The sequence below is a fragment of the Sulfitobacter pacificus genome, from assembly GCF_030159975.1.
Taxonomy (GTDB): Bacteria; Pseudomonadota; Alphaproteobacteria; order Rhodobacterales; family Rhodobacteraceae; genus Sulfitobacter; species Sulfitobacter pacificus.
The window spans coordinates 3,028,405-3,050,797 of the sequence record NZ_BSNL01000001.1 but is presented as its reverse complement, the minus strand read 5'-3'; the positions used below and the strand labels follow the sequence as shown (position 1 = coordinate 3,050,797).

At 56.1% G+C, this 22,393-nt stretch carries 18 protein-coding genes; 11 read left to right on the top strand and 7 right to left on the bottom strand.

Going from position 1 to position 22,393, the window contains the following annotated elements; all coding sequences use genetic code 11:
- Window positions 1-79 precede the first annotated feature (79 nt).
- From rimP to infB, 4 genes are read left to right on the top strand one after another with little or no spacing between them, the layout of a single operon-like run.
- A complete protein-coding gene (gene rimP / locus QQL78_RS15330; RefSeq protein WP_284374684.1) occupies window positions 80-655 on the top strand; it encodes a ribosome maturation factor RimP in 576 nt (191 codons plus the stop codon).
- Window positions 655-2,271 (top strand): transcription termination factor NusA, encoded by a 1,617-nt coding sequence (gene nusA / locus QQL78_RS15325; protein WP_284374683.1) that lies wholly within the window; start codon window positions 655-657, stop codon window positions 2,269-2,271. The genes rimP and nusA overlap by 1 nt, the downstream gene beginning before the upstream one ends.
- A gap of 22 nt (window positions 2,272-2,293) precedes the next feature.
- Window positions 2,294-2,914, top strand: coding sequence for an RNA-binding protein (locus QQL78_RS15320; protein ID WP_284374682.1), 621 nt, complete (start codon window positions 2,294-2,296; stop codon window positions 2,912-2,914).
- Window positions 2,915-2,922: 8 nt separating this feature from the next.
- Window positions 2,923-5,394 (top strand): translation initiation factor IF-2, encoded by a 2,472-nt coding sequence (gene infB / locus QQL78_RS15315; protein ID WP_284374681.1) that lies wholly within the window; start codon window positions 2,923-2,925, stop codon window positions 5,392-5,394.
- A gap of 332 nt (window positions 5,395-5,726) precedes the next feature.
- Here infB and mutT read toward each other — a convergent pair whose 3' ends face one another.
- Genes mutT through QQL78_RS15300 form a run of 3 tightly spaced genes read right to left on the bottom strand, consistent with a single transcriptional unit; the run spans window position 5,727 to window position 8,202 of the window.
- The gene (mutT, locus tag QQL78_RS15310) at window positions 5,727-6,125 is read right to left on the bottom strand and encodes an 8-oxo-dGTP diphosphatase MutT (protein WP_284374680.1); all 399 of its coding nucleotides are present in this window, start codon (window positions 6,123-6,125) and stop codon (window positions 5,727-5,729) included.
- Window positions 6,122-7,348 (bottom strand): bifunctional glutamate N-acetyltransferase/amino-acid acetyltransferase ArgJ, encoded by a 1,227-nt coding sequence (gene argJ, locus QQL78_RS15305; protein ID WP_284374679.1) that lies wholly within the window; start codon window positions 7,346-7,348, stop codon window positions 6,122-6,124. Before argJ ends, mutT begins: the two co-directional genes overlap by 4 nt.
- 5 nt (window positions 7,349-7,353) lie before the next feature.
- Window positions 7,354-8,202, bottom strand: coding sequence for a peptidylprolyl isomerase (locus QQL78_RS15300; RefSeq protein ID WP_284374678.1), 849 nt, complete (start codon window positions 8,200-8,202; stop codon window positions 7,354-7,356).
- Between the two features lie 175 nt (window positions 8,203-8,377).
- On the opposite strand from QQL78_RS15300, the gene secA reads away from it, so the two are divergent.
- From secA to QQL78_RS15285, 3 genes are all read left to right on the top strand, one after another.
- Entirely contained in the window at window positions 8,378-11,086 is a 2,709-nt protein-coding gene (gene secA / locus QQL78_RS15295; protein ID WP_284374677.1) for a preprotein translocase subunit SecA, read from the top strand.
- Between the two features lie 105 nt (window positions 11,087-11,191).
- Window positions 11,192-12,196: a hypothetical protein gene (locus QQL78_RS15290; RefSeq protein WP_284374676.1), complete on the top strand. Its 1,005-nt coding sequence runs from the start codon at window positions 11,192-11,194 to the stop codon at window positions 12,194-12,196.
- Window positions 12,197-12,215: 19 nt separating this feature from the next.
- Window positions 12,216-13,775 carry a substrate-binding domain-containing protein gene (locus tag QQL78_RS15285; RefSeq protein WP_284374675.1) on the top strand — a complete coding sequence of 520 codons (1,560 nt, stop codon included), beginning with the start codon at window positions 12,216-12,218 and terminating at the stop codon, window positions 13,773-13,775.
- On the opposite strand, the gene radC is transcribed toward QQL78_RS15285, so the two are convergent.
- The 3 genes from radC to dnaK all read right to left on the bottom strand — a co-directional run bounded on the left by radC (window position 13,772) and on the right by dnaK (window position 17,763).
- Entirely contained in the window at window positions 13,772-14,521 is a 750-nt protein-coding gene (gene radC, locus QQL78_RS15280) for a RadC family protein (protein WP_386258934.1), read from the bottom strand. The genes QQL78_RS15285 and radC overlap by 4 nt on opposite strands.
- 89 nt (window positions 14,522-14,610) lie before the next feature.
- Window positions 14,611-15,765, bottom strand: coding sequence for a molecular chaperone DnaJ (gene dnaJ, locus QQL78_RS15275; RefSeq protein WP_284374673.1), 1,155 nt, complete (start codon window positions 15,763-15,765; stop codon window positions 14,611-14,613).
- Window positions 15,766-15,843: 78 nt separating this feature from the next.
- Window positions 15,844-17,763 carry a molecular chaperone DnaK gene (gene dnaK, locus QQL78_RS15270; RefSeq protein WP_284374672.1) on the bottom strand — a complete coding sequence of 640 codons (1,920 nt, stop codon included), beginning with the start codon at window positions 17,761-17,763 and terminating at the stop codon, window positions 15,844-15,846.
- A gap of 212 nt (window positions 17,764-17,975) precedes the next feature.
- On the opposite strand from dnaK, the gene QQL78_RS15265 reads away from it, so the two are divergent.
- Complete coding sequence (locus tag QQL78_RS15265) at window positions 17,976-18,578, top strand: alpha-ketoglutarate-dependent dioxygenase AlkB family protein (RefSeq protein WP_284374671.1); 603 nt, start codon at window positions 17,976-17,978, stop codon at window positions 18,576-18,578.
- A gap of 3 nt (window positions 18,579-18,581) precedes the next feature.
- Here QQL78_RS15265 and QQL78_RS15260 read toward each other — a convergent pair whose 3' ends face one another.
- Entirely contained in the window at window positions 18,582-19,406 is an 825-nt protein-coding gene (locus QQL78_RS15260; RefSeq protein WP_284374670.1) for an ABC transporter permease, read from the bottom strand.
- Window positions 19,407-19,521: 115 nt separating this feature from the next.
- On the opposite strand from QQL78_RS15260, the gene cysQ reads away from it, so the two are divergent.
- From cysQ to QQL78_RS15245, 3 genes are read left to right on the top strand one after another with little or no spacing between them, the layout of a single operon-like run.
- Window positions 19,522-20,319, top strand: coding sequence for a 3'(2'),5'-bisphosphate nucleotidase CysQ (cysQ, locus tag QQL78_RS15255; RefSeq protein ID WP_284374669.1), 798 nt, complete (start codon window positions 19,522-19,524; stop codon window positions 20,317-20,319).
- Window positions 20,319-21,119, top strand: a complete 801-nt coding sequence (locus QQL78_RS15250; protein WP_284374668.1) for a 3-deoxy-manno-octulosonate cytidylyltransferase family protein — start codon at window positions 20,319-20,321, stop codon at window positions 21,117-21,119. Before cysQ ends, QQL78_RS15250 begins: the two co-directional genes overlap by 1 nt.
- Complete coding sequence (locus QQL78_RS15245) at window positions 21,116-22,351, top strand: glycosyltransferase family 2 protein (protein ID WP_284374667.1); 1,236 nt, start codon at window positions 21,116-21,118, stop codon at window positions 22,349-22,351. Before QQL78_RS15250 ends, QQL78_RS15245 begins: the two co-directional genes overlap by 4 nt.
- Window positions 22,352-22,393 lie beyond the last annotated feature (42 nt).

Sequence of the window (22,393 nt, the reverse complement as noted above, 5' to 3'; positions counted from 1 at the left end):
CCAAACCAAACGCTCCACCGATCTTGAACACGGGCCGCGCGCCCGTTTTTTTGTGCCTAGTGATAATCGACTGGAAATCATGACCAACGACCTTATTGCCAAAGCCGCCATTGACCGCCGCATGGCCGAAATCATCACACCGGTGATCGAGGATATGGGTTATGAGCTGGTGCGCGTGCGTCTGATGTCGGGCAAGGTGACGACATTGCAGATTATGGCCGACAAACCCGATGGCGGGATTGAGGTCGACGATCTGGCTAAGATCAATCAAGCGCTGGGCGCTGTTTTGGACGTCGAAGATCCGATTGTTGAAGAATATACGCTCGAAGTGTCCTCGCCCGGGATCGACCGCCCGCTGACACGGCTCAAGGATTTCGACATGTTCGAAGGCTATGAGGCCAAGATCGAGACCGAAGAATTGATCGGGGGTCGCCGCCGCTTTAAAGGTGAATTGGCTGGCATCGACGGTGACGAGGTATTGATCAACGTCGAAGAGGGCACTGTGGGTCTGAAGTTCGACTGGCTGTCAGACGCCAAGCTGGTGCTGACGGACGAGCTGATGAAAGAAATGCTGCGCCAACGCAAAGTGGCGGGCGCAATTGACGAAGACAAATTCGATTCTATTGAAGAAGAATCCGCCGAGGGAGAAGACTAATGGCCATTACATCTGCCAACCAGCTTGAGCTGTTGCAAACCGCCGAGGCTGTGGCCCGCGAAAAGATGATCGACCCTGCATTGGTCATCGAAGCGATGGAAGAATCGCTCGCCCGTGCGGCGAAATCGCGTTACGGCGCTGAGATGGACATCCATGTGTCGATTGACCGCAAGACTGGTCGTGCGACATTCACCCGTGTGCGCACTGTGGTCGCGGAAGACGAGCTCGAGAATTATCAGGCCGAATTCACGGTGGATCAGGCCAAGCAGTACATGGACAATCCTGAAATCGGCCAGCAGTTCATCGAAGAAGTGCCGCCGGTTGAAATGGGCCGTATCGCGGCGCAATCCGCCAAACAGGTCATCCTGCAAAAGATCCGCGAAGCCGAGCGGGATCGTCAGTACGAAGAATTCAAGGACCGCGCCGGTACAATCATCAACGGTCTGGTCAAGCGCGAAGAATATGGCAACGTTATCGTCGATGTGGGCGCTGGCGAAGCGATCCTGCGCCGCAATGAAAAGATCGGCCGGGAATCCTATCGTCCGAATGATCGCATCCGCGTTTACATCAAGGATGTGCGCCGCGAGCAGCGCGGCCCGCAGATTTTCCTGAGCCGCACCGCGCCAGAGTTCATGGCAGAGCTGTTCAAGATGGAAGTGCCCGAAATCTATGATGGCATCATCGAGATCAAGGCGGTTGCCCGTGACCCCGGTTCGCGCGCGAAAATTGCTGTGATTTCCTATGATGGGTCGATTGATCCGGTGGGTGCCTGTGTAGGTATGCGCGGCAGCCGTGTGCAGGCCGTTGTGAACGAATTGCAGGGCGAAAAGATCGATATCATTCCTTGGAACGATGATCAGCCGACTTTCCTTGTGAATGCCTTGCAGCCTGCGGAAGTTTCCAAGGTTGTTCTGGACGAGGAAGCCGGCAAGATCGAAGTTGTCGTGCCCGAAGAGCAGCTGAGCCTTGCGATTGGCCGCCGTGGCCAGAACGTGCGTCTGGCGTCGCAGCTGACCGGTCTGGACATTGATATCATGACAGAAGAGCAGGAAAGCCAGCGCCGTCAGGCCGAGTTTGAACTGCGCACCAAGCTGTTCATGGACAATCTTGATCTGGACGAATTCTTTGCCCAGCTGCTGGTTTCCGAAGGGTTCACCAACCTTGAAGAGGTTGCTTACGTTGAAGTGAGCGAACTTCTGGTGATTGATGGTGTTGACGAAGATACCGCCAAAGAGCTGCAGGCCCGCGCGCAAGACGTGCTGGAAGCGCAGAATAAGGCGGCGTTGGAAGCGGCCCGTGCATTGGGTGTCGAGGACAGCCTTATTGAATTTGACGGGCTGACACCCCAGATGATTGAAGCACTGGCCAAGGATGGTGTGAAAACGCTGGAAGATTTCGCAACCTGTGCGGATTGGGAGCTGGCCGGCGGCTGGACAACAGTAGACGGCGAACGTGTGAAGGACGACGGATCGCTGGAAGCCTTTGAGGTCTCACTGGAAGACGCGCAGGCCATGATCATGACCGCCCGTGTGATGCTGGGTTGGGTTGATCCGGCGGAACTGGAAGCGGAAGCCTCCGAAGAAGACGATGCAGAAGAACAGGAGGTCGAGGCCTGATCTCAGGCCTCGGGTGTCCCTGATGAGCCGCGGTGGCGTCTCCAAAGACCGGGAAAACGGTCCTGACCGCAAGTGCATTGCCACGGGCGAAATCCAACCTAAATATGGGTTGGTACGGTTTGTGGTGGGGCCGGACAATCAGGTGTTTCCTGATATCTTGGGCAAATTGCCGGGACGTGGTATGTATGTTGCCGCTGATCGCGCAGCGATTGAACAGGCGATTAGTAAAAAGCTGTTTACCCGCGCCGCAAAGATGCAGGTCACCGTTCGGGAGGATCTGCTGGAGGAAGTCGAAAAGCAGCTTGCGCGGCGTGTGGTTGATCTGATCTCGCTGCAACGCAAAGGCGGACGTGCCGTTGCAGGGTATGAAAAAGTCAAAAGCTGGCTTCAGAACGAAGAAGCCGAAGTGCTTATTCAGGCCACTGACGGTTCTGAACGCGGTAAAACGAAACTGAGCACGCCACACTACGGCCATTACATTGGCGTACTGACGGCGGATGAATTGGGTTTGGCATTCGGACGCCAAACTGTGATACATGGGGCGCTCGCCTCTGGTGGACTCACTCTGCGTGTTGTAGAGGAAGCCCAACGACTAAAAGGCGTGCGACAAAACGGGGCTGGCAGCGGCCAGCCGGAAGGATGACGAGCTAAATGAGCGATACAGACGGCAGAAAAACATTGGGTCTGGGCGGTTCGCGTCCCAGCAACGTAAAGCAGAGCTTTAGCCACGGGCGGACCAAGAACGTTGTGGTTGAGACCAAGCGCAAACGCGTTGTGGTGCCAAAGCCGGGCGGCCAAAAGCCGACGGGCCCGGGTGCCGGTCCTGTTGGGGATCCGTCCAAACGCCCTGCGGGGATCACCGATGCGGAGATGGAGCGCCGTCTGAAGGCGGTTCAAGCGGCCAAGGCACGCGAAGCTGAAGAAGCTGCCGCGCGGTTGGCCGAAGAGAAAGCACGCGCAGAAGAGCGCGAGCGCCGTCGTGCCGAGATTGACGCAAAAGAAAAAGAAGATCGTGAACGCGAGGAAAGCCTGAAGGCGAAAGCCGAAGAAGAAGCACAGGCCAAGCGTGATGCAGAAGCTGCCGCACAGGCCGCTGCCGCTGCACCGGCAGCCCCGGCCGCTGCGCGTCCGACGCCCAATAAAGCGGCACCGGGTCCGGCAGTTCGCAAAACAGAACGTGACCGCGAAGAAACCAACAAGAAAAACCGCGCTGACGACAATCGTCGCTCTGGTAAGTTGACGGTTAATCAGGCGCTGACCGGTGGTGAAGGCGGGCGTCAGCGTTCGATGGCTGCGATGAAGCGCAAGCAGGAGCGTCAGCGTCAAAAAGCGATGGGCGGCAACGTCGAGCGCGAAAAGATCATTCGCAACGTCAATCTGCCACCAGCGATCGTGGTGTCCGAACTGGCCGCCCGTATGGCGGAGAAAACCGGCGCTGTTGTTAAGGCTTTGATGACCAATGGTCTGATGGTGACACAGAATGAAACCATTGATGCGGATACTGCCGAGCTGATCATCGAAGAGTTTGGCCACAAAGTTGTGCGGGTGTCCGATGCCGACGTCGAAGACGTGATCAAGGAAATCGAAGACGATCCGAAAGATCTGATCGGCCGTCCTCCGGTTATCACCATCATGGGTCACGTTGACCACGGTAAAACATCGCTGCTTGACGCGATCCGCAACGCAAAGGTTGTTGCAGGAGAAGCCGGCGGCATTACACAGCATATCGGTGCCTATCAGGTGACAACCGATGGCGGTCAGGTGCTGTCGTTCCTTGATACACCGGGCCACGCGGCCTTTACCTCGATGCGCTCACGTGGTGCACAGGTCACTGATATTGTTGTACTGGTTGTTGCGGCGGATGACGCTGTGATGCCACAGACGGTGGAGGCGATTGCCCACGCAAAAGCGGCTGATGTGCCGATGATCGTGGCGATCAACAAGATCGACCGCCCTGCGGCCAATGCGGATAAGGTGCGCACCGATCTGCTGCAACACGAGGTTATCGTTGAGAAAATGTCCGGTGAAGTGCAGGACGTCGAGGTTTCCGCGATCACGGGGCAGGGTCTGGATCAATTGCTTGAAGCGATTGCATTGCAGGCTGAGCTGTTGGAGCTGAAAGCAAATCCGGATCGCGCCGCTGTTGGTGCCGTGATCGAGGCACAGCTTGACGTGGGACGTGGCCCAGTGGCGACGGTTCTGGTTCAGAACGGTACGCTGCGCCAAGGTGATATCTTTGTTGTGGGTGAGCAGTACGGTAAGGTCCGTGCGTTGATCGACGATCAGGGCAACCGCGTTAAGGAAGCTGGTCCATCGGTTCCTGTTGAGGTCCTGGGCCTGAACGGTACACCCGAAGCGGGCGATGTGTTGAACGTGACCGAAACCGAAGCGCAGGCGCGCGAGATTGCGGATTACCGTGCGAACGCGGCGAAAGACAAACGCGCAGCTGCGGGTGCGGCGACGACATTGGAACAGCTGATGGCAAATGCCAAAGCCAACGAAGATGTCAGCGAGCTGCCTATCTTGCTGAAAGCGGATGTTCAGGGTTCTGCTGAAGCGATCGTTCAGGCGATGGAGAAAATTGGCAACGATGAGGTGCGCGTGCGCGTTCTGCACTCAGGTGTTGGTGCGATCACAGAGACCGACGTTGGTCTGGCCGAAGCATCCGGTGCGCCGATCATGGGCTTTAACGTTCGTGCTAACGCTTCTGCGCGCAACACTGCAAACCAGAAAGGTGTAGAGATCCGCTATTACTCGGTCATCTACGATCTGGTTGACGATGTGAAAGCGGCGGCTTCCGGTCTGCTGAGCAATGAGATCAAAGAGAACTTCATCGGGTATGCGAATATCAAAGAGGTCTTCAAGGTCACAGGTGTTGGCAAGGTTGCCGGTTGTCTGGTTACCGAAGGTGTGGCGCGCCGCTCTGCCGGTGTGCGTTTGCTGCGGGACAACGTGGTAATCCATGAGGGTACGCTAAAGACCTTGAAACGCTTCAAGGATGAGGTGCCAGAGGTGCAGTCCGGTCAGGAATGTGGCATGGCGTTTGAGAACTACGATGATATCCGTCCCGACGATGTGATCGAGATCTTCACCCGTGAAGAAGTGAAACGGACGTTGAAATAAGGATTGCGGTCAGGTGGAAACATCTGACCAACCATCAAGACAACAAAAAAGGGGCAGCGGAAGCGGCCCCTTTTTACGTTCCGGCAGAACCGGAAGGACTAGTTTTTGCGAACGGGTGTCCCGGCAAAGACAGTATCGTCGACTTTTACAGCGACACGGCCATCTGCCAAATCCTTAACAAAAATACCTTGAACGGATACACATGATCCAAGCGTGATAGTACGCAGCATATTCTCTCTCCCCAGACAGTAGGGAAAACATAGTCAACAATTCGTGAAGCTGCCAGTCAATTGTTTCCCGATACGCGAGAATTTAAGTAAATTTCGGGGCTTTCACAGCCAATCGCGCAAAATCGGGATCAGGGGCAGGTCGGCGGCGGGCATGGGGTAATTCCGCAAATCCTTGGCATGGACCCACTTAAGCGCCTGATTTTCCTTTGAGTATGGCGTTCCCTCCCACTTGCGACAGGCAAAAAGCGGCATCACAAGGTGAAAGTTGTCGTAGCTGTGGCTGGCAAAGGTCAGCGGGGCCAGGCAGGACGACCAGGTGTTGATGCCCAGTTCTTCCTGCAACTCGCGGATCAACGCAACCTCGGGTGTTTCGCCCGTCTCGACCTTGCCGCCAGGAAACTCCCACAGGCCAGCCATGGATTTCCCTTCTGGGCGTTGAGCCAGCAGGATTCGTCCATCCACATCGATCAACGCTACCGCGGAGACCAGAACAACTTTCATGACCGATAGTCCGCGTTGATCTCGATGTATCCATGGGTCAAATCGCAGGTCCAAACCGTTGATGTGCCCGATCCGATGCCGATATCGACGGCGATCTGGATTTCTTCACCTTTCATATGCGCGGCGGCATCTGCCTCTGAATAGGCGGGGCTGCGCCAGCCGTCTTTGGCAACTTCGACATCGCCGAACCGGATTGAAAGCCGGTCGCGGTCTGCTGCCGCGCCGGATTTTCCAACGGCCATCACAACCCGGCCCCAGTTTGGATCTTCGCCGGCAATTGCGGTTTTCACCAGGGGAGAGTTGGCAATGGCCATGGCATGCAGCTTGGCATCAGCGTCACTGGCAGCACCGGTTACGGCGATTTCGACAAATTTGGTTGCCCCTTCACCATCACGCACAACCTGAAACGCGAGGTTTTGCATCACGCCGTGCAGGGCGTCCCTGAACGTATCATCATCTGTGGCATTCACGCCCGACGCCCCTGTAGCTGCCACAATCAGGCTGTCAGAGGTTGAGGTATCGCTGTCGACGGTGATGCAGTTAAACGTCCTGTCGGAATCGTCAGAAACCATGGCTTGCAAGGCCGTCTGATCAACAATCGCATCGGTAAAGATATACACCAGCATCGTCGCCATATCAGGCGCAATCATACCAGAGCCCTTGGCAATGCCCGCTATGGAAACCGTTTTGCCACCGATATCAACCGTTGCTGATGCGCCTTTGGCAAAGGTGTCAGTGGTCATGATGGCGCGCGCCGCATCGGCGATATTGCCCGGATTCAGGGATGCCTTGGCTGTCTCAATCACCGCAGTGACTCGTTCAAATGGCAAAGGTTCACCAATAACTCCGGTGGAGGAGGTGAAGACGCGCGCCTGTGGGATGTCACAGACCTGCGCCACCGAAGCGGTAATCGCCTCAACCGCCTCGATACCCCGCCGTCCGGTAAAGGCATTGGCATTGCCTGAGTTCACCAGAATGGCGGCCCCTTTTTCGGTGGCACCGCCAATCTTGGCCTGACAATCGAGAACCGGCGCGGCGCGGGTTTGCGAACGGGTGAAAACACCCGCAATCGCGGTGCCCGGCGCAAGCTGTGCCAGCATCACATCGGTGCGGTCCTTGTATTTGACACCGGCAGCGACGGTGGCGAATTGCACACCCTCGATCACGGGCAGTTCAGGAAAACCGGCAGGGGCCAGCGGCGATACCTTTGTGATCTTTCCCAACTGCGTTACTCCAGCCAGTCGATGTTTTTGATCAGCGCCGGGTCGATCACCTGTTCTGACATAAGGTCAACATCGGCCTTTTCCGTGATTTCCTCGATGCGGGTCTGCACAAGGGTCTGGCGCACCTGAAGTTCCAATTCCTCGCGGACGTCCTCCATCTGAGGTGCCTTGGTTTTGCGTGTCTCGTTCAGCTTGATCACATGCCAGCCAAATTGTGTTTCCACCGGCGCGGATACTGCGCCCGGTTCCATTTCAACAACAGCTGCCTCGAATGTGGGAACCATCATGCCGGCACCAAACCAACCTAGGGACCCGCCACCCGGACCAGAGGGGCCAGTGGATTTTTCACGCGCCAGTTCGGCAAAATCGGCACCTTCATCAAGGGCTTCCTTGATGGCGTCCGCCTCTTCCTTGGTTTCGACAAGAATGTGAGAGGCGTTATATTCCTCGCCCGCTTCCTGATCTTTGTACTGGGCGTCATAGGCGGCTTTGATTGCATCCTCTTCGACCGGGGCAGCCATCACACCTTCGATCACCTCACCCGCAGTCAGGGAGCGTGTTTCGTTTTCCAGCGACAGGGTCACCCGCTTGGGCAGGTCGCCCTCATGAGTGTCGGCAAGCGCGGTCTGTTGTACCAATTGATCCAGAATACCCTTGTACAACACTTCGTCCGGCAGGTCCTGATATTGCTGGGGCAGGGTCGCGCGGGCGATGATCATATGACCCAGAGTGATGTCCTTGCCGTTGACGGTTGCGACCACCGTGTCGACGTTTGGCTTGTCTTCGGCGGTGACGGGCAGGGCCAATGTGACGGCCAGCGCCAAAGATGCCAGATAAGTGAGGGGTTTTTGCATGGATCGTCCTATCGTTAAGCTCTGTAAAGGGCTGCTACATTGACAGCCTATGGTGCGGCCCTTACATCGCCCTAAAGGGCGCACACGCAAGCCACGTTCCCCATCTATCTATGGGCTGACTGAGGCTTGGGCAAGCACATCGCTGCGCAGAATTCAAACGTCGGCTGGAGAGCACATGCTGGGTATCGGAACAATCGCCAAAAAGGTCTTTGGCACGCCAAACGATCGCAAAATCAAAGCGACCCGCCCGCTGGTGGCAAAGGTTAATGCGCTTGAGCCGGACTTCGAAAAGCTGAGCGATGAGGGCCTGAAGGACAAGACCGAAGAACTGGCCACACGTGCCATGGGTGGTGAAAGCCTTGACGATCTGCTGCCCGAAGCCTTTGCCAACTGTCGCGAAGCGGCGCGGCGGACCTTGGGCCTGCGGGCTTTTGATACACAGTTGCTGGCGGCGATTTTCCTGCACCAAGGCAATATTTCTGAGCAGAAGACCGGTGAGGGTAAAACCCTGACTGCTGCTTTGGCCGCCTATCTGAACGCCTTGCCGGGCAAGGGTGTGCATGTTGTGACAGTCAACGAATATCTGGTTCAGCGGGATGCGGACTGGATGGGTAAGGTGTTTGCTGCCTTGGGGATGACCACCGGTGCTGCGATTGCGGGGATGAGTTCCGAAGCGAAACGCGCCGCCTATAGCTGTGACATCACCTATGCGACCAACAATGAGTTGGGTTTCGACTATCTGCGTGACAATATGAAGTCGAACCTCGACGAGATCCTGCAAAAGCATCACTTCTTTGCGATTGTCGACGAGGTGGACAGTATTCTGATTGATGAAGCGCGTACGCCGCTGATCATCTCTGGCCCCGCGCAGGACCGGTCGGACATGTATGTCACCGTCAACAAGCTGATCCCTTCGCTGAAGCCTGAACATTACGAGCTGGACGAGAAAACCCGCAACGTCACCTTTACCGATGATGGCAACGAATTCCTTGAGGAATTGCTGCGTGGTGAGGGGCTGCTGGAAGAGGGGCAGTCGCTGTATGACCCTGAAAGCACCACGATTGTGCATCATGTCAATCAGGGCCTGCGCGCGCATACACTGTTCACCAAAGACAAGGATTACATCGTCCGTGACGGTGAGATCATGTTGATCGATGAATTCACCGGACGGATGATGCAGGGCCGCCGCCTGTCGGATGGTCTGCATCAGGCGATTGAGGCGAAAGAGGGCACTTCGATCATGTCCGAGAACGTCACGCTCGCTTCTGTGACCTTCCAGAACTATTTCCGTCTTTATGACAAGCTGGCCGGGATGACCGGTACCGCGCTGACCGAGGCCGAAGAATTTGGTGAAATTTACGGGCTGGGCGTTGTTGAAATCCCCACAAACGTGCCGATTGCACGGGTGGATGAGGATGATGCGGTCTATCGCACAGTAGGCGAAAAATATCAGGCGATGATCGACAAGGTGAAAGAGGCGAACGCCAAGGGCCAGCCTTGCCTTGTTGGGACCACGTCGATTGAGAAATCCGAACAACTCTCTCAGATGCTGACTGCCGCTGGTATCCAGCACAATGTTCTGAACGCGCGCCAGCACGAGCAGGAAGCGCAGATCATTGCCGATGCGGGCAAACTGGGGGCGGTCACAATCGCTACCAACATGGCTGGTCGCGGGACGGATATTCAATTGGGCGGCAACGTCGAGTTGAAAGTGCTTGAGGCGCTGGATGCCGATCCTGATGCGGACCCCGTCGCGATCCGCAGCCGGATCGAGGCGGAACATGCCGAGGAAAAGAAAAAGGTACTGGAGGCCGGGGGCCTTTATGTTCTGGCCTCTGAACGTCACGAAAGCCGGCGTATCGATAACCAGCTGCGCGGCCGCTCTGGCCGTCAGGGTGACCCGGGGCGTACCTCGTTCTTCCTGTCACTGGAAGATGATCTGATGCGGATTTTCGGGTCCGAACGGTTGGAAAAAGTGCTGACATCGCTGGGCCTGAAAGAAGGCGAAGCGATCATTCACCCTTGGGTCAACAAATCGCTGGAACGGGCGCAGGCCAAGGTTGAAGGGCGCAACTTTGACATTCGTAAACAGTTGTTGAAATTTGATGATGTGATGAACGAACAGCGCAAGGTTATCTTTGGCCAGCGCCGCGACATCATGGAGTCACAAGACCTCTCCGAGATCACAACCGACATGCGCCATCAGGTGATTGACGATCTGATCGATACCTATATGCCGCCGAAAACCTACGCTGATCAGTGGGATTCCAAAGGGTTTGCCGAAGGTGTGGCAGAGCATCTGAACATGGACCTGCCGATGGTTGCATGGTGCGAGGAAGAAGGTGCGGACGACGATGTGATCCGCGAGCGGCTGATCGAAGCGTCAGATAAGATGATGGCGGAAAAAGCCGAGGTCTTTGGTGCCGAAAACATGCGCAACATCGAAAAGCAGCTGTTGTTGCAAGCGATTGATACCAAATGGCAGGAACATCTGCTGACTTTGGAACATCTGCGGTCTGTTGTGGGGTTCCGTGGTTATGCGCAACGCGATCCTTTGAACGAATATAAAAACGAATCCTTCCAGCTGTTCGAGGGCATGCTTGACAGCTTGCGCATGGAAGTGACCCAGAAACTTGGTCAAATCCAGCCTATGTCCGAAGAGGAACGCGCCGCAATGATGGAAGAGCTGCGGGCACAACAAGCAGCCATGCAGGCAGCAGCTGCTGCTGCCGCAGCCGATCAGGCCCCGCAGGCGGAATCTGGGAAAGCGATTGCAGGTTTCGACGAGAATGATCCCACAACCTGGGGTTCTCCGGGGCGGAATGATGATTGCCCCTGTGGTTCGGGCAAGAAATTCAAACATTGCCACGGACGTCTGGCCTAAGGTTTTGCCTCTGTTTTGACAAACATTCCTCGCATCAGGGTCATACCCTGGCCCTGATGATGCGCGATCAATGCTTCGAACGATTCCGTTTGAAGGGACAAGATCATGCTGCGAAAAAAGGAAATTCTGACTGCGGTTGCTGCACTGGGCTGTGCAATTGGCATCGGATTTATCATGCAGAACTCCGAATCTGCACAGGCATTCTACGGTCCGACGGAAATTGAGCGGCCGGAAGACATGCCAGAACTCAAAGGGGCGTCAGCGGCGAATGCTCTGCTGAATGTGCAGGAAATCACGCTGACCTCCGCAGAATTTGAAACTGGTATAGAACTGCCACAGCCCGATGCCGAGGTTATGACTGTTTCGACGCCACCCAGCGCCCTGACTGAACCACAGATGTACGGTGCTGCCGAAGCGACGCCTTCACCTGCCTGCGATATCACCGCATCGGCCCGCCCTGTCGCGGCAGCGATGGTTGATCTGAACATGCAGGCGGCCTGCTTGCCCAACGAACGGGTCACTGTCCACCACAACGGCATGATCTTTACGGTGACCACATCGGACGCGGGTGAAATCTCGCTTCGGGTTCCGGCCTTGGCGCAGGAAGCGGTGTTCATCCTTGCCTTCACAAATGGTGAGGGGGCCGTGGCCCAGACCACTGTGGAAGAACTGGCGAATTTTGACCGCTCTGTTTTGCAGTGGAAAGGCAACACAGGCTTTCAAATCCACGCCCGCGAGTTTGGTGCGGATTACGGATCGGACGGCCATTTGTGGGACGGTGCGCCGGGTGAGATTGCGGATGCGGTAACCGGCAGCGGCGGTGTGCTGACACGTCATGGCGACATGCAGGCGGCTGATCTGCTGCTGGCAGAGGTCTATAGCTTCCCGAAGGCGCATAACGCCCGCAGCGGCAGCATTGCCCTGAGCGTGGAGACCGAGGTGACAGAGGCGAATTGTGGCCTTGAGATCGAGGCACAGTCGCTGGAAATTCAACCCGACGGCAGCATCAAAACGCAGAATTTGATCCTGCCGGTGCCTGATTGTGATGCCGAAGGCAGCTTTCTGGTGTTGAATAATTTGCTGCAAGACCTGAAAGTCGCTGGCAGATAACACATACCACCGAGGTCCTATGATCATCCTGAAACGTGCGGCGGTCTTCGCCGCACTTTTGCTGTTCTCTGCTGTCTCCGCGATGGCACAAGACGTCACGCTCAGCTCGCGTGATGGTAAGGTCGAATTGAGCGGCACGCTTCTGGGCTTTGATGGCGAATTTTACCGCCTGTCCACCGATTATGGCGAGTTGACCGTCGACGGCTCTGGTGTGTCATGCACCGGTCCGGGCTGCCCGAACCTGCAAGATTTTATTGCCGAAGTTGAGATGTCTGGCTCTGCGACCATGGGTGCGGTTTTGATGCCGGCGCTTGTTGAAGCCTTCGCGCAGCGCAGCGGTTATTCAGTGAAGCGTGAAGATGTCGACAGCACCCGGTTCGTTTTATCGTTGACCGATACCGGCAGTGGTAAGCTGGCTGCGCGATTCGGGTTTCGCGCCAGCAACACTGATGAAGGCTTTGCTGATCTGCTTGCGGATGAGGCGGATATTGTGATGGCCTTGCGTGAAATCCGCCCTGCTGAACGGAAATTGGCACGTGAGGCTGGCATGGGTGACCTTACAGGCCCAAACCGCAGCCGGGTGCTGGCGCTGGATGCCGTTGTCCCTGTTGTCGCGGCGGGCAACCCATTGCGCGACATCTCACCCCAGAAACTGGCGCAGGTATTTGCCGGCGAGATCACCAATTGGAATGTCCTGGGCGGACCGGATGCGCCCATTGACCTGCATCTGCCGGATGAGGCAAGCGGGCTGTCGCAGGCTATCGAAGATCAGGTCATGAAGCCGTCGAAACTTGAACTTTCGCCAAGCGCCATTCGACATCCTGTGCCTGCACAAATCGCGCAGGCAGTGGCAAAGGATACCTTGGCCATTGGCTTGACCAGCTTTGCCGAACAGCACAACACACGGGTTTTGACATTGGGCGGCTCCTGTGGATTTGCGTTGAATGCCAGTCGCAGGACAATAAAAACCGAAGATTATCCGCTGACGGCACCGATGTTCCTGTATTTCCCGGCACGGCGCCTGCCTCTGATTGCCCGCGAGTTTCTTGCATTTTCACGCAGTGGCGCTGCGCAAAACGTTATTCGGCGTGCTGGCTTTGTGGATCAAGCGCCGGAAGAGATCCCGATCGCTGTGCAGGGCAACCGTTTTGCCAATGCCATCACAGTTGCAGGGCCAGAGATTACGCTGGAAGAAATCCAGCGTATGGTGGCCACCCTGTCCCCAATGACGCGGCTGACAACCTCGTTTCGGTTTGAGACAGGGTCGATCCGTCTTGACGCGCAATCGCGGTCAAATGTTCAACAGCTTGCCCGTGCGCTGGAACAAGGGCGGTATGATGCGCGCCAGATCCTGTTTGTTGGATTCAGTGATGGGCAGGGGGCGGCAAAACCTAACCGCGATATCGCCCTGCGCCGGGCAGAGGCCGTCATGCGCGGTGTCAGCGCCGCGGCAGTGACCGCCAATCTAGAGCGTGTCGCTCTTGGGGTAGATGCCTTTGGTGAAGCGATGCCCATGGCTTGTGATGACACAAGCTGGGGCCGTCAGGCAAACCGGCGGGTCGAGGTCTGGGTACGTTAAAGATACCCTTCCGAGCGGAAGCTAAGTTCAGTTGATTTCCCAATGATCAGATGGTCATGCAGCGACAGTCCCAGTGCATCGCAGGCGCGGGCTACTTGTTCGGTCATTTGGATGTCGGAAACGGAAGGGGTCGGATCACCCGAGGGATGGTTGTGTACAAGGATCAGCGCAGAAGCGTTGAGTTCCAGCGCCCGCTTTGCGACCTCGCGCGGATAGACGGGTACATGGTCCACGGTACCCTGGCCCTGTGCCTCATCCGCAATCAAAACGTTCTTGCTGTCCAGGAAGAGCACGCGAAACTGCTCCGTTTCGCGGTGGGCCATCTTGGTGTGGCAATAGGTCAGCAGGTCATCCCAGCTTGACACGATCTGACGCTGCATCACCTTGGCACGGGCCAGTCGTTGTGCGGTCGCTTCGACGATTTTGAGCTCGACAACAACATCTTCAGTCACGCCATCAGTTTCCAGCAACCGCCCCTCTGGGGCAGAGATGACGCGGTTGAAGTCTCCGAACCGCTCTATCAGCGCATTGGCCAAGGGTTTGACGTTGCCCTGTGGAATCGCACGAAACAGCACCAGCTCCAGCAGTTCGTAATCCGGGATCGCATCGGCACCGCCAGCCATGAACCGTGCCCGCAGCCGTTGGCGGTGATCCCTGAGGTAAGAGGGTTTGGTCACTGCAATTGGTCGGATGTTGTCGAAACTGTCCAACAAGAATGGCAGCGCTTGTTCGGCAAAATGTGTCATATGCACAGGTTGTGCAAACATGGTTAGGATTCGGTTAAGGTGGCAAGAGTAAGACACCCAGCTTGCAGGCTGGGTGTCATGCAAAATGCTTAGCCCTTCATCGAATCCCAGAAAGATTTGACGCTTGAGAAAAAGCTGCTGCTTTCGGGATTGTTTTCCGAAGACAGATCTTCAAACTCTTTCAACAGTTCCTTTTGGCGGCTGGTCAGGTTCACCGGGGTTTCCACCGCAAGTTCGATGATCATATCACCCACACCGCCGCCGCGCAGTGGTGGCATACCTTTGCCACGCAGACGCATCTGGCGGCCGGACTGGCTGCCGCCGGGGATTTGAACGCGGCCACGCCCGCCGTCGATTGTGGGCACCTCGATATTGCCACCCAATGCAGCGGTGCTCATCGAGACAGGCACACGGCAGAACAGGTTTGGCCCATCGCGTTCGAACAAGTCATGCTCGGCCACTTCGATAAAGATATAAAGGTCGCCGGATGGCCCGCCGCGCATGCCCGCTTCGCCTTCGCCAGCCAGACGGATGCGGGTGCCGGTTTCAACACCCGCAGGGATGTTGACGCTGAGCGAACGCTCTTTCTCGGTACGGCCTGCACCACGACATGTTTTGCACGGGTTCTTGACGATCTGGCCCATGCCGGAACAGGTCGGGCAGGTGCGTTCGACGGTAAAGAAACCCTGCTGTGCGCGAACTTTGCCCATACCAGAACAGGTTGGACATGTGGTGGGTTCAGCGCCACCTTCTGCGCCAGAGCCGGAGCAGCTGTCACATTGCACGGATGTTGGCACGTTGATGGACTTCTGCATACCTGCATAAGCGTCTTCCAGGGAGATGCGCAGATTGTAACGCAGGTCAGCACCGCGTGCGGCACGGCGTCCACCGCCGCCGCCACGCTGGCCCATGAAATCGCCAAACAGGTCGTCGAAAACATCCGAGAAGGCAGAGCCAAAGTCACCCTGACCGCCGCCCATACCACCGCCGGGACGTCCGCCACCGCCGCCCATGCCACCTTCAAAGGCTGCATGACCATAGCGATCATAGGCCGCCTTTTTGTCGGGGGCTTTCAGGACGTCATAGGCCTCGTTGGCCTCTTTGAACTGTGCTTCAGCGTTGGGATTGTCAGAATTGCGGTCGGGATGCAGTTCCTTGGCTTTCTTGCGAAACCCTTTTTTGATCTCATCCGCTGACGCGCCCTTGGCGACGCCAAGCACTTCATAATAATCACGTTTTGCCATGGATCAGGTCCTTTACAAGGAACGTGAAGGGCCGGCCCGTCAAATCGGACCGGCCCATATCACGTGTTCCGCCTACGATTAAGAAGTGCGTTTGTCGTCGTCGAGGTCTTCGAATTCGGCGTCGACAATATCGTCATCCACCGGTCCGCCTTGCTCGTCCGCGGCAGCGGCCATATCGTCTTCACTGGCTTCGGCCGATGCCTTGTAGATGGCCTCGCCCAGCTTCATTGCCGCCTCGGTGACGTTCTGAATACCGGATTTGATTTTGCCGGCATCGTCTGTTTCCAGCTCGTCTTTCAGCGCCGCGATGGCCAGTTCGATCGCTTCAACCGTAGTTGGATCGACCTTGTCGGAATGCTCTTCCACAGACTTTTCGGTCGAGTGGATCAAGCTTTCTGCCTGGTTCTTCGCTTCGATCAGCTCGCGACGGTCCTTATCCGCTTCGGCGTTCTCTTCGGCGTCTTTCACCATCTGCTCGATATCCGCATCCGACAAACCACCAGAAGCCTGGATCGTGATCTTCTGCTCTTTGCCGGTACCCTTATCAAGCGCACCAACCGCAACGATACCGTTGGCGTCGATGTCAAACGTCACCTCGATCTGTGGCATGCCACGTGGGGCAGGCGGGATGTTTTCAAGGTTGAAGGCGCCGAGGATCTTGTTGTCGGCAGCCATCTCACGCTCACCCTGGAACACGCGGATCGTCACGGCGTTCTGGTTGTCTTCGGCGGTCGAGAAAACCTGAGATTTTTTCGTTGGGATCGTGGTGTTACGGTCGATCAGACGGGTAAAGACACCGCCAAGGGTTTCAATACCCAGGGACAATGGCGTTACGTCCAGCAGAACAACGTCTTTGACGTCGCCTTGCAGAACACCGGCCTGAATTGCAGCACCAAGGGCCACAACTTCGTCAGGGTTTACACCTTTGTGCGGCTCCTTGCCGAAGAATTTTGTCACTTCCTCAACAACGCGCGGCATGCGGGTCATACCACCAACCAGAACAACTTCGTCGATGTCGGATGCGGACAGGCCGGCATCTTTCAACGCTTCCTTACAAGGCTTCATGGACGCTTTGATCAGGTCGCCAACAAGGCTTTCCAGTTTGGCGCGGGTCAGCTTCATCACCATGTGCAACGGTGAACCGTCGGAACCCATGGAGATAAACGGCTGGTTGATCTCTGTCTGGCTGGCGCTGGACAGTTCAATCTTGGCCTTTTCTGCCGCTTCCTTCAGACGCTGGAGCGCCATCTTGTCTTTGGTCAGGTCAACGCCGTTGGTCTTTTTGAACTCATCCGCAAGGTAGTTCACGATGCGCATGTCAAAGTCTTCACCGCCAAGGAAAGTGTCGCCGTTGGTGGATTTCACTTCGAACAGACCATCGTCGATTTCGAGGATGGTAACGTCGAATGTACCACCACCAAGGTCATAAACTGCGATGGTTTGTGTCTGCTCTTTGTCCAGACCATAGGCCAGGGCAGCAGCAGTTGGTTCGTTGATGATGCGTAGTACTTCAAGGCCGGCAATCTTCCCGGCGTCTTTGGTGGCTTGACGCTGGGCGTCGTTGAAATAGGCAGGAACGGTGATAACCGCCTGTGTCACATCCTCGCCCAGATAGGACTCGGCTGTTTCTTTCATCTTACCCAAGATGAACGCAGAGATTTGCGAAGGCGAATACTTTTCGCCACGTGCTTCTACCCATGCGTCGCCGTTACCGCCGTCGATCACATTGAAGGGGAGGTTCTTTTTGTCCTTTGCCAGATCCGCATCGTCATTGCGACGACCGATCAGACGTTTCACACCGAAAATCGTGTTGTCGGGGTTTGTGACAGCCTGACGTTTTGCAGGCTGGCCTACCAGACGTTCGTCGTCAGTGAAGGCGACGATAGAGGGTGTGGTCCGTGCGCCTTCGGCGTTTTCGATCACGCGAGGCTGGCTGCCGTCCATGATGGCGATACAGCTGTTTGTTGTTCCAAGGTCAATACCAATTACTTTGGCCATGTTTTCGATCCCTTTTCTTCGTTAAGGCGATGACACGAGGCATGAGGCCCGTTATGGCACCTTTGCCCCGATCTGTTGACACTGAAAGCAACAGGCTTTCAGCGGTTCGGTGGGTATATAAGGAGCGGTGTTCAGGCTCGCAAGCGCTGCCACCCCCGAGAAATGAGGAATCTGCACCGATTTTTCAGAAATTAGCGCAGAACAGGGGTGTTATGACCAAATTAACGCTGCGGGGCTTTGTTATTCACAAGGGGTTGCTGGATCTGCCGGCACAGCACGCGCTGGTGAAGGCGGTGCGCGGCGTGGTGCGATCGGCACCTTTGTTCCGGCCGGACACCCCCCAAGGCAAACAAATGTCGGTTCGGATGACGGCGGCGGGGAAATACGGCTGGTATTCGGATCGGGCTGGATATCGCTATGTCTCCAACCATCCCAACGGCGCTTCCTGGCCCGCAATCCCTTCCCAAATTCTAGAGATCTGGGATCAGGTGACCGGGCTGGACCGACAGCCAGAGTGTTGTTTGATTAACTATTACGTACCTGATGCTCGGATGGGCATGCATCAGGACAAGGATGAAGCAGATTTTCAATGGCCGGTTCTGTCCGTGTCCCTGGGCGATGATGCGCTATTTCGGATTGGTAATGTGACGCGAGGCGGCAAAACTGAATCTGTCTGGCTGCAATCGGGAGATGTTGTGGTGATGGGGGGTGAGGCCCGCCTTGCCTATCATGGTGTAGACCGGCTGCGCGCCGGTTCATCCCGTTTGCTGCCCAAAGGCGGGCGGGTCAATCTGACATTGCGGGTGGTGGAATAGCGGCTAGCGCCGTGCATTCCAGCTGAGTGAGGCATGTCTGCGGGTATAGAACTCGCCCATCAGCCCAATCATAATCAGCACAATCGCAACCCAAAAGGCATATTCCCAGTTTGAATAGCGCGGATTGTAGTTGATAAATGCAAACCCCCGCGCTTGGTCGATGGTATGAAACAGTGGGTTCCAGTCAAACATCGCCAACATATAACCGGGCAGGGTATTGGCAACGAACATCTTGCCGGATGCCAGCATGTTCGCCCGTTGGTATAATTGAGAGGCAAGGGCCACGAATGCAGGAAACCAGGGCTTAATCGCCAGAAACACCAGACCAAGTGAACATCCGGTAAACCACGACAGCACAACCATCAGGAACGCATTGACGGGTTGATCAATGCTGATCGGGCTCCACGCGACGTGATAGGCGAATAAAACCAGAAATAGCGAAAGCACTTGAATATAAAGTGCCCCCAAAGCCCCCGATAGAATGGCGATGATCGTGTTCATCGGGGCGTGTTGCATCATCGGACTGGCGGGCCCTTCTGCTCCCATGACTGATCCGATGGCCTTGATATGGGTCAGATAAAGGAAAATGCCCGTCATCAGGTAGACCAGAAAATCACCGCGGATCGCAGCGCCTTTCGCACCCAGAATTGTGAACATGAGATAAAATGCAGCGACGAACATCGCCGTTTGCATGACATTAATGCCAATCGCGATGAACGCATTATTGTGTTGTTTGCGCACACTGCGCACAATCGAATGGTACACCAACTCTGCCATAGAGAGCACAATTGATATGCCACCCTTGGGTTTCCGCTTGGATTGAAACATCACTGCTGCCCTTTGACAAAGCCTACTGTTGCACGGAATTCTTGCTGTTCCGTTACGCTGACAGCATAAGGTGGAAGAAAGCCCCGATCAACTAAAGCCTAAAGGTATGCCTTGTATGGATTATGAGAACCTAGTGACTGTGATGCGAAAACTATCATTGCAGGCCGGCGACAAGATCATGGAGATCTACGGTCAGGACGATTTTGACGTGAAATCCAAATCCGACGACAGCCCGGTCACCGCTGCGGATGAAGCTGCGGATGCGATCATTAGCGCGGGCCTGCGTGCCGCGTTTCCTGATGTGATGCTGGTCACCGAAGAGCAATCTGCCACCCATAGCGCCAAGGGGGACACGTTTTTGATTGTCGATCCATTGGATGGCACAAAAGAATTCATTCACCGGCGCGGCGATTTCACCGTGAATATCGCGCTGGTTGAAAACGGCAAACCGACCCGCGGTGTTGTCTATGCGCCCGCAAAGTCGCGGATGTTCTTTACCCAAGCGAACGGGCAGTCTGTGGAGGAAACCGGGGATTTTGACAAGGGTACTGTGGGCGCAGTGACGCCGATATCGGTCTCTGATGCGAATAATTCCGCGCTCGTTGTGGTGGCGTCAAAGTCACATCGTGATCAGGCAACAGATGACTATATCGCCAAATATGATGTCGCTGACATGACCAGTGCCGGATCGTCACTAAAGTTCTGTCTGGTTGCCACCGGCGAGGCGGATATCTACCCCCGTCTTGGCCGGACAATGGAGTGGGATACCGCCGCAGGGCATGCCGTTTTGCTGGGTGCGGGTGGCGATGTGGTGCGGTTTGATGATCACACCCCCTTGACCTATGGCAAACCCGATTTTGCCAATCCGTTCTTTATTGCCCATGCGCCTTCCGCTGCGCTGAAGCCCGCCTGATGTCGGTTCTTATCGCCATCCCCGCCCGCTTTGCCTCGACGCGTTATCCGGGCAAGCCGCTTGTCGAGCTTAAGGGGGCCACCGGCAAATCGCTGTCCCTGATCGAACGTTCCTGGCAGGCTGCCTGTGCCGTGAATGGGGTTGATCGTGTTGTGGTCGCCACAGATGATGACCGTATCAAAGACGCGGCAGAGGCCTTTGGTGCTGAAGTTGTCATGACCTCAAGCGAATGCGCAAATGGCACCGAACGCTGTGCCGAGGCGCATGCCGCTTTGGGCAGTGGGTTTGACATCGTTGTCAACCTGCAAGGGGATGCGCCCCTGACGCCGCATTGGTTTATCGAAAGCCTTGTACAGGGTCTGAAATCAGCACCTGATGCCGAGATCGCAACACCGGTGCTGCGCTGCGACGGGGCGACATTGAATTCGCTGTTGGCAGATCGCAAAGCCGGGCGCGTTGGCGGTACAACCGCGGTTTTTGCCACCGATCACAGTGCGATGTATTTTTCGAAAGAGGTCGTGCCATTCACATCTAAACCCTATTCAGAGACTGATATGACCCCTGTGTTCCACCATGTCGGAGTTTATGCTTATCGCCCTGACGCACTGGTGGCTTACCCGTCCTGGCCAACTGGCCCGCTTGAGCAGCTGGAGGGCTTGGAGCAGTTGCGGTTTATGGAAAACGGACGTTCCGTTCTGTGTGTTGAGGTGCAGGCGAACGGGCGCGAATTCTGGGAATTGAATAACCCTGAAGATGTGCCAAAAATAGAGTCTATGATGGCAAAAATGGGTCTTGAATGACGCATCTACCGGTCAGCGTTGTTATTGTCAGTCGGGACCGTCCCGACGCATTAAGGCGCTGTTTGATGGGTGTTGTACAACTGCAGTACCCAAGTTTTGAGGTGGTGGTGGTCAGTGATCCGGCTGGCATCAAAACGGCACAGGACCTGCCGTTTGCCGCCGACCTGAAGCTGGTGCCGTTTGACGAGCCGAACATATCGGCAGCAAGAAACCTTGGCATTGTTGAATCCGCTGGTGATATAGTTGCCTTTATCGACGATGATGCTGTGCCAGAACCACAATGGCTGCACCATCTGGTGGCACCGGCCCTGCAAAGTGACGTGGCTGGGATGGGCGGCTTTGTGCGGGGGCGCAACGGGATTTCATACCAGTGGAAGGCGCGCAGCCTTGATCGCTTTGGCGAGGCGCATGCATTGGATCTGCAGAATGACGTGCCTGTGGTGCTGCATCCGCCCAAAGGGCGGGCGGTCAAGACCGAAGGCACAAATATGGCCGTTCGCCGCGATGTTTTGATTGAGTTGGGCGGCTTTGATCCGGCGTTTCACTATTTTCTGGACGAGACGGATCTGAACATGCGGCTGGCCCGCGCAGGTCATGCAACAGCGCTGGTGCCTCTGGCAGAGGTGCACCACGGGTTTGCTGCCAACCGGATGCGCAGCACAAACCGGGTCCCGCGCGACCTGTTTGAAATCGGTGCCAGCTGGGCCGTATTTCAGCGCAAACATGTTGCGATTGCGGACAGGGAGGCACACTGGCGGCAGCTGCGGATGGCAGAGCGGCAAAGATTGCTGCGCCACTTGGTCACCGGCGGGCTGGAGCCGCGATCAGTACGCCAGTTGATGGGCCGGCTGGATCTTGGCTATGGCGAAGGGCGTGACCGCGATCTGACCCCGGTGAAGCTGGCCGCCCATCCGGCAGCGCCTTTCAAAAGCTTTCCGATGCACCCGCGCAAATCGGTTTTGTTGCCCTCTCGCCCTCTGACATTTCGCAAAGACCTGCAAACCGCTGCGGAGAGGGTGAAAAATGGCGAAATCGTCACCCTGATCAGCCTGTCATATAGTGCTATGTATCACCAACTGTCGCTGAATGATGCCGGAGTTTGGGTGCAGCGCGGCGGGCTTTTTGGTAAATCGGACCGGACAGAGCCGCTATGTCGTATGACAACAAGGTCACGGCGGCTTGAAAAGGAACAAAGACGCGTTGCCAGACAGCGTGGTTTCAGCAAAGACTGAGGCAACAGAAGCTGGGACGACCCAGGATAGAGAAGATGGCAT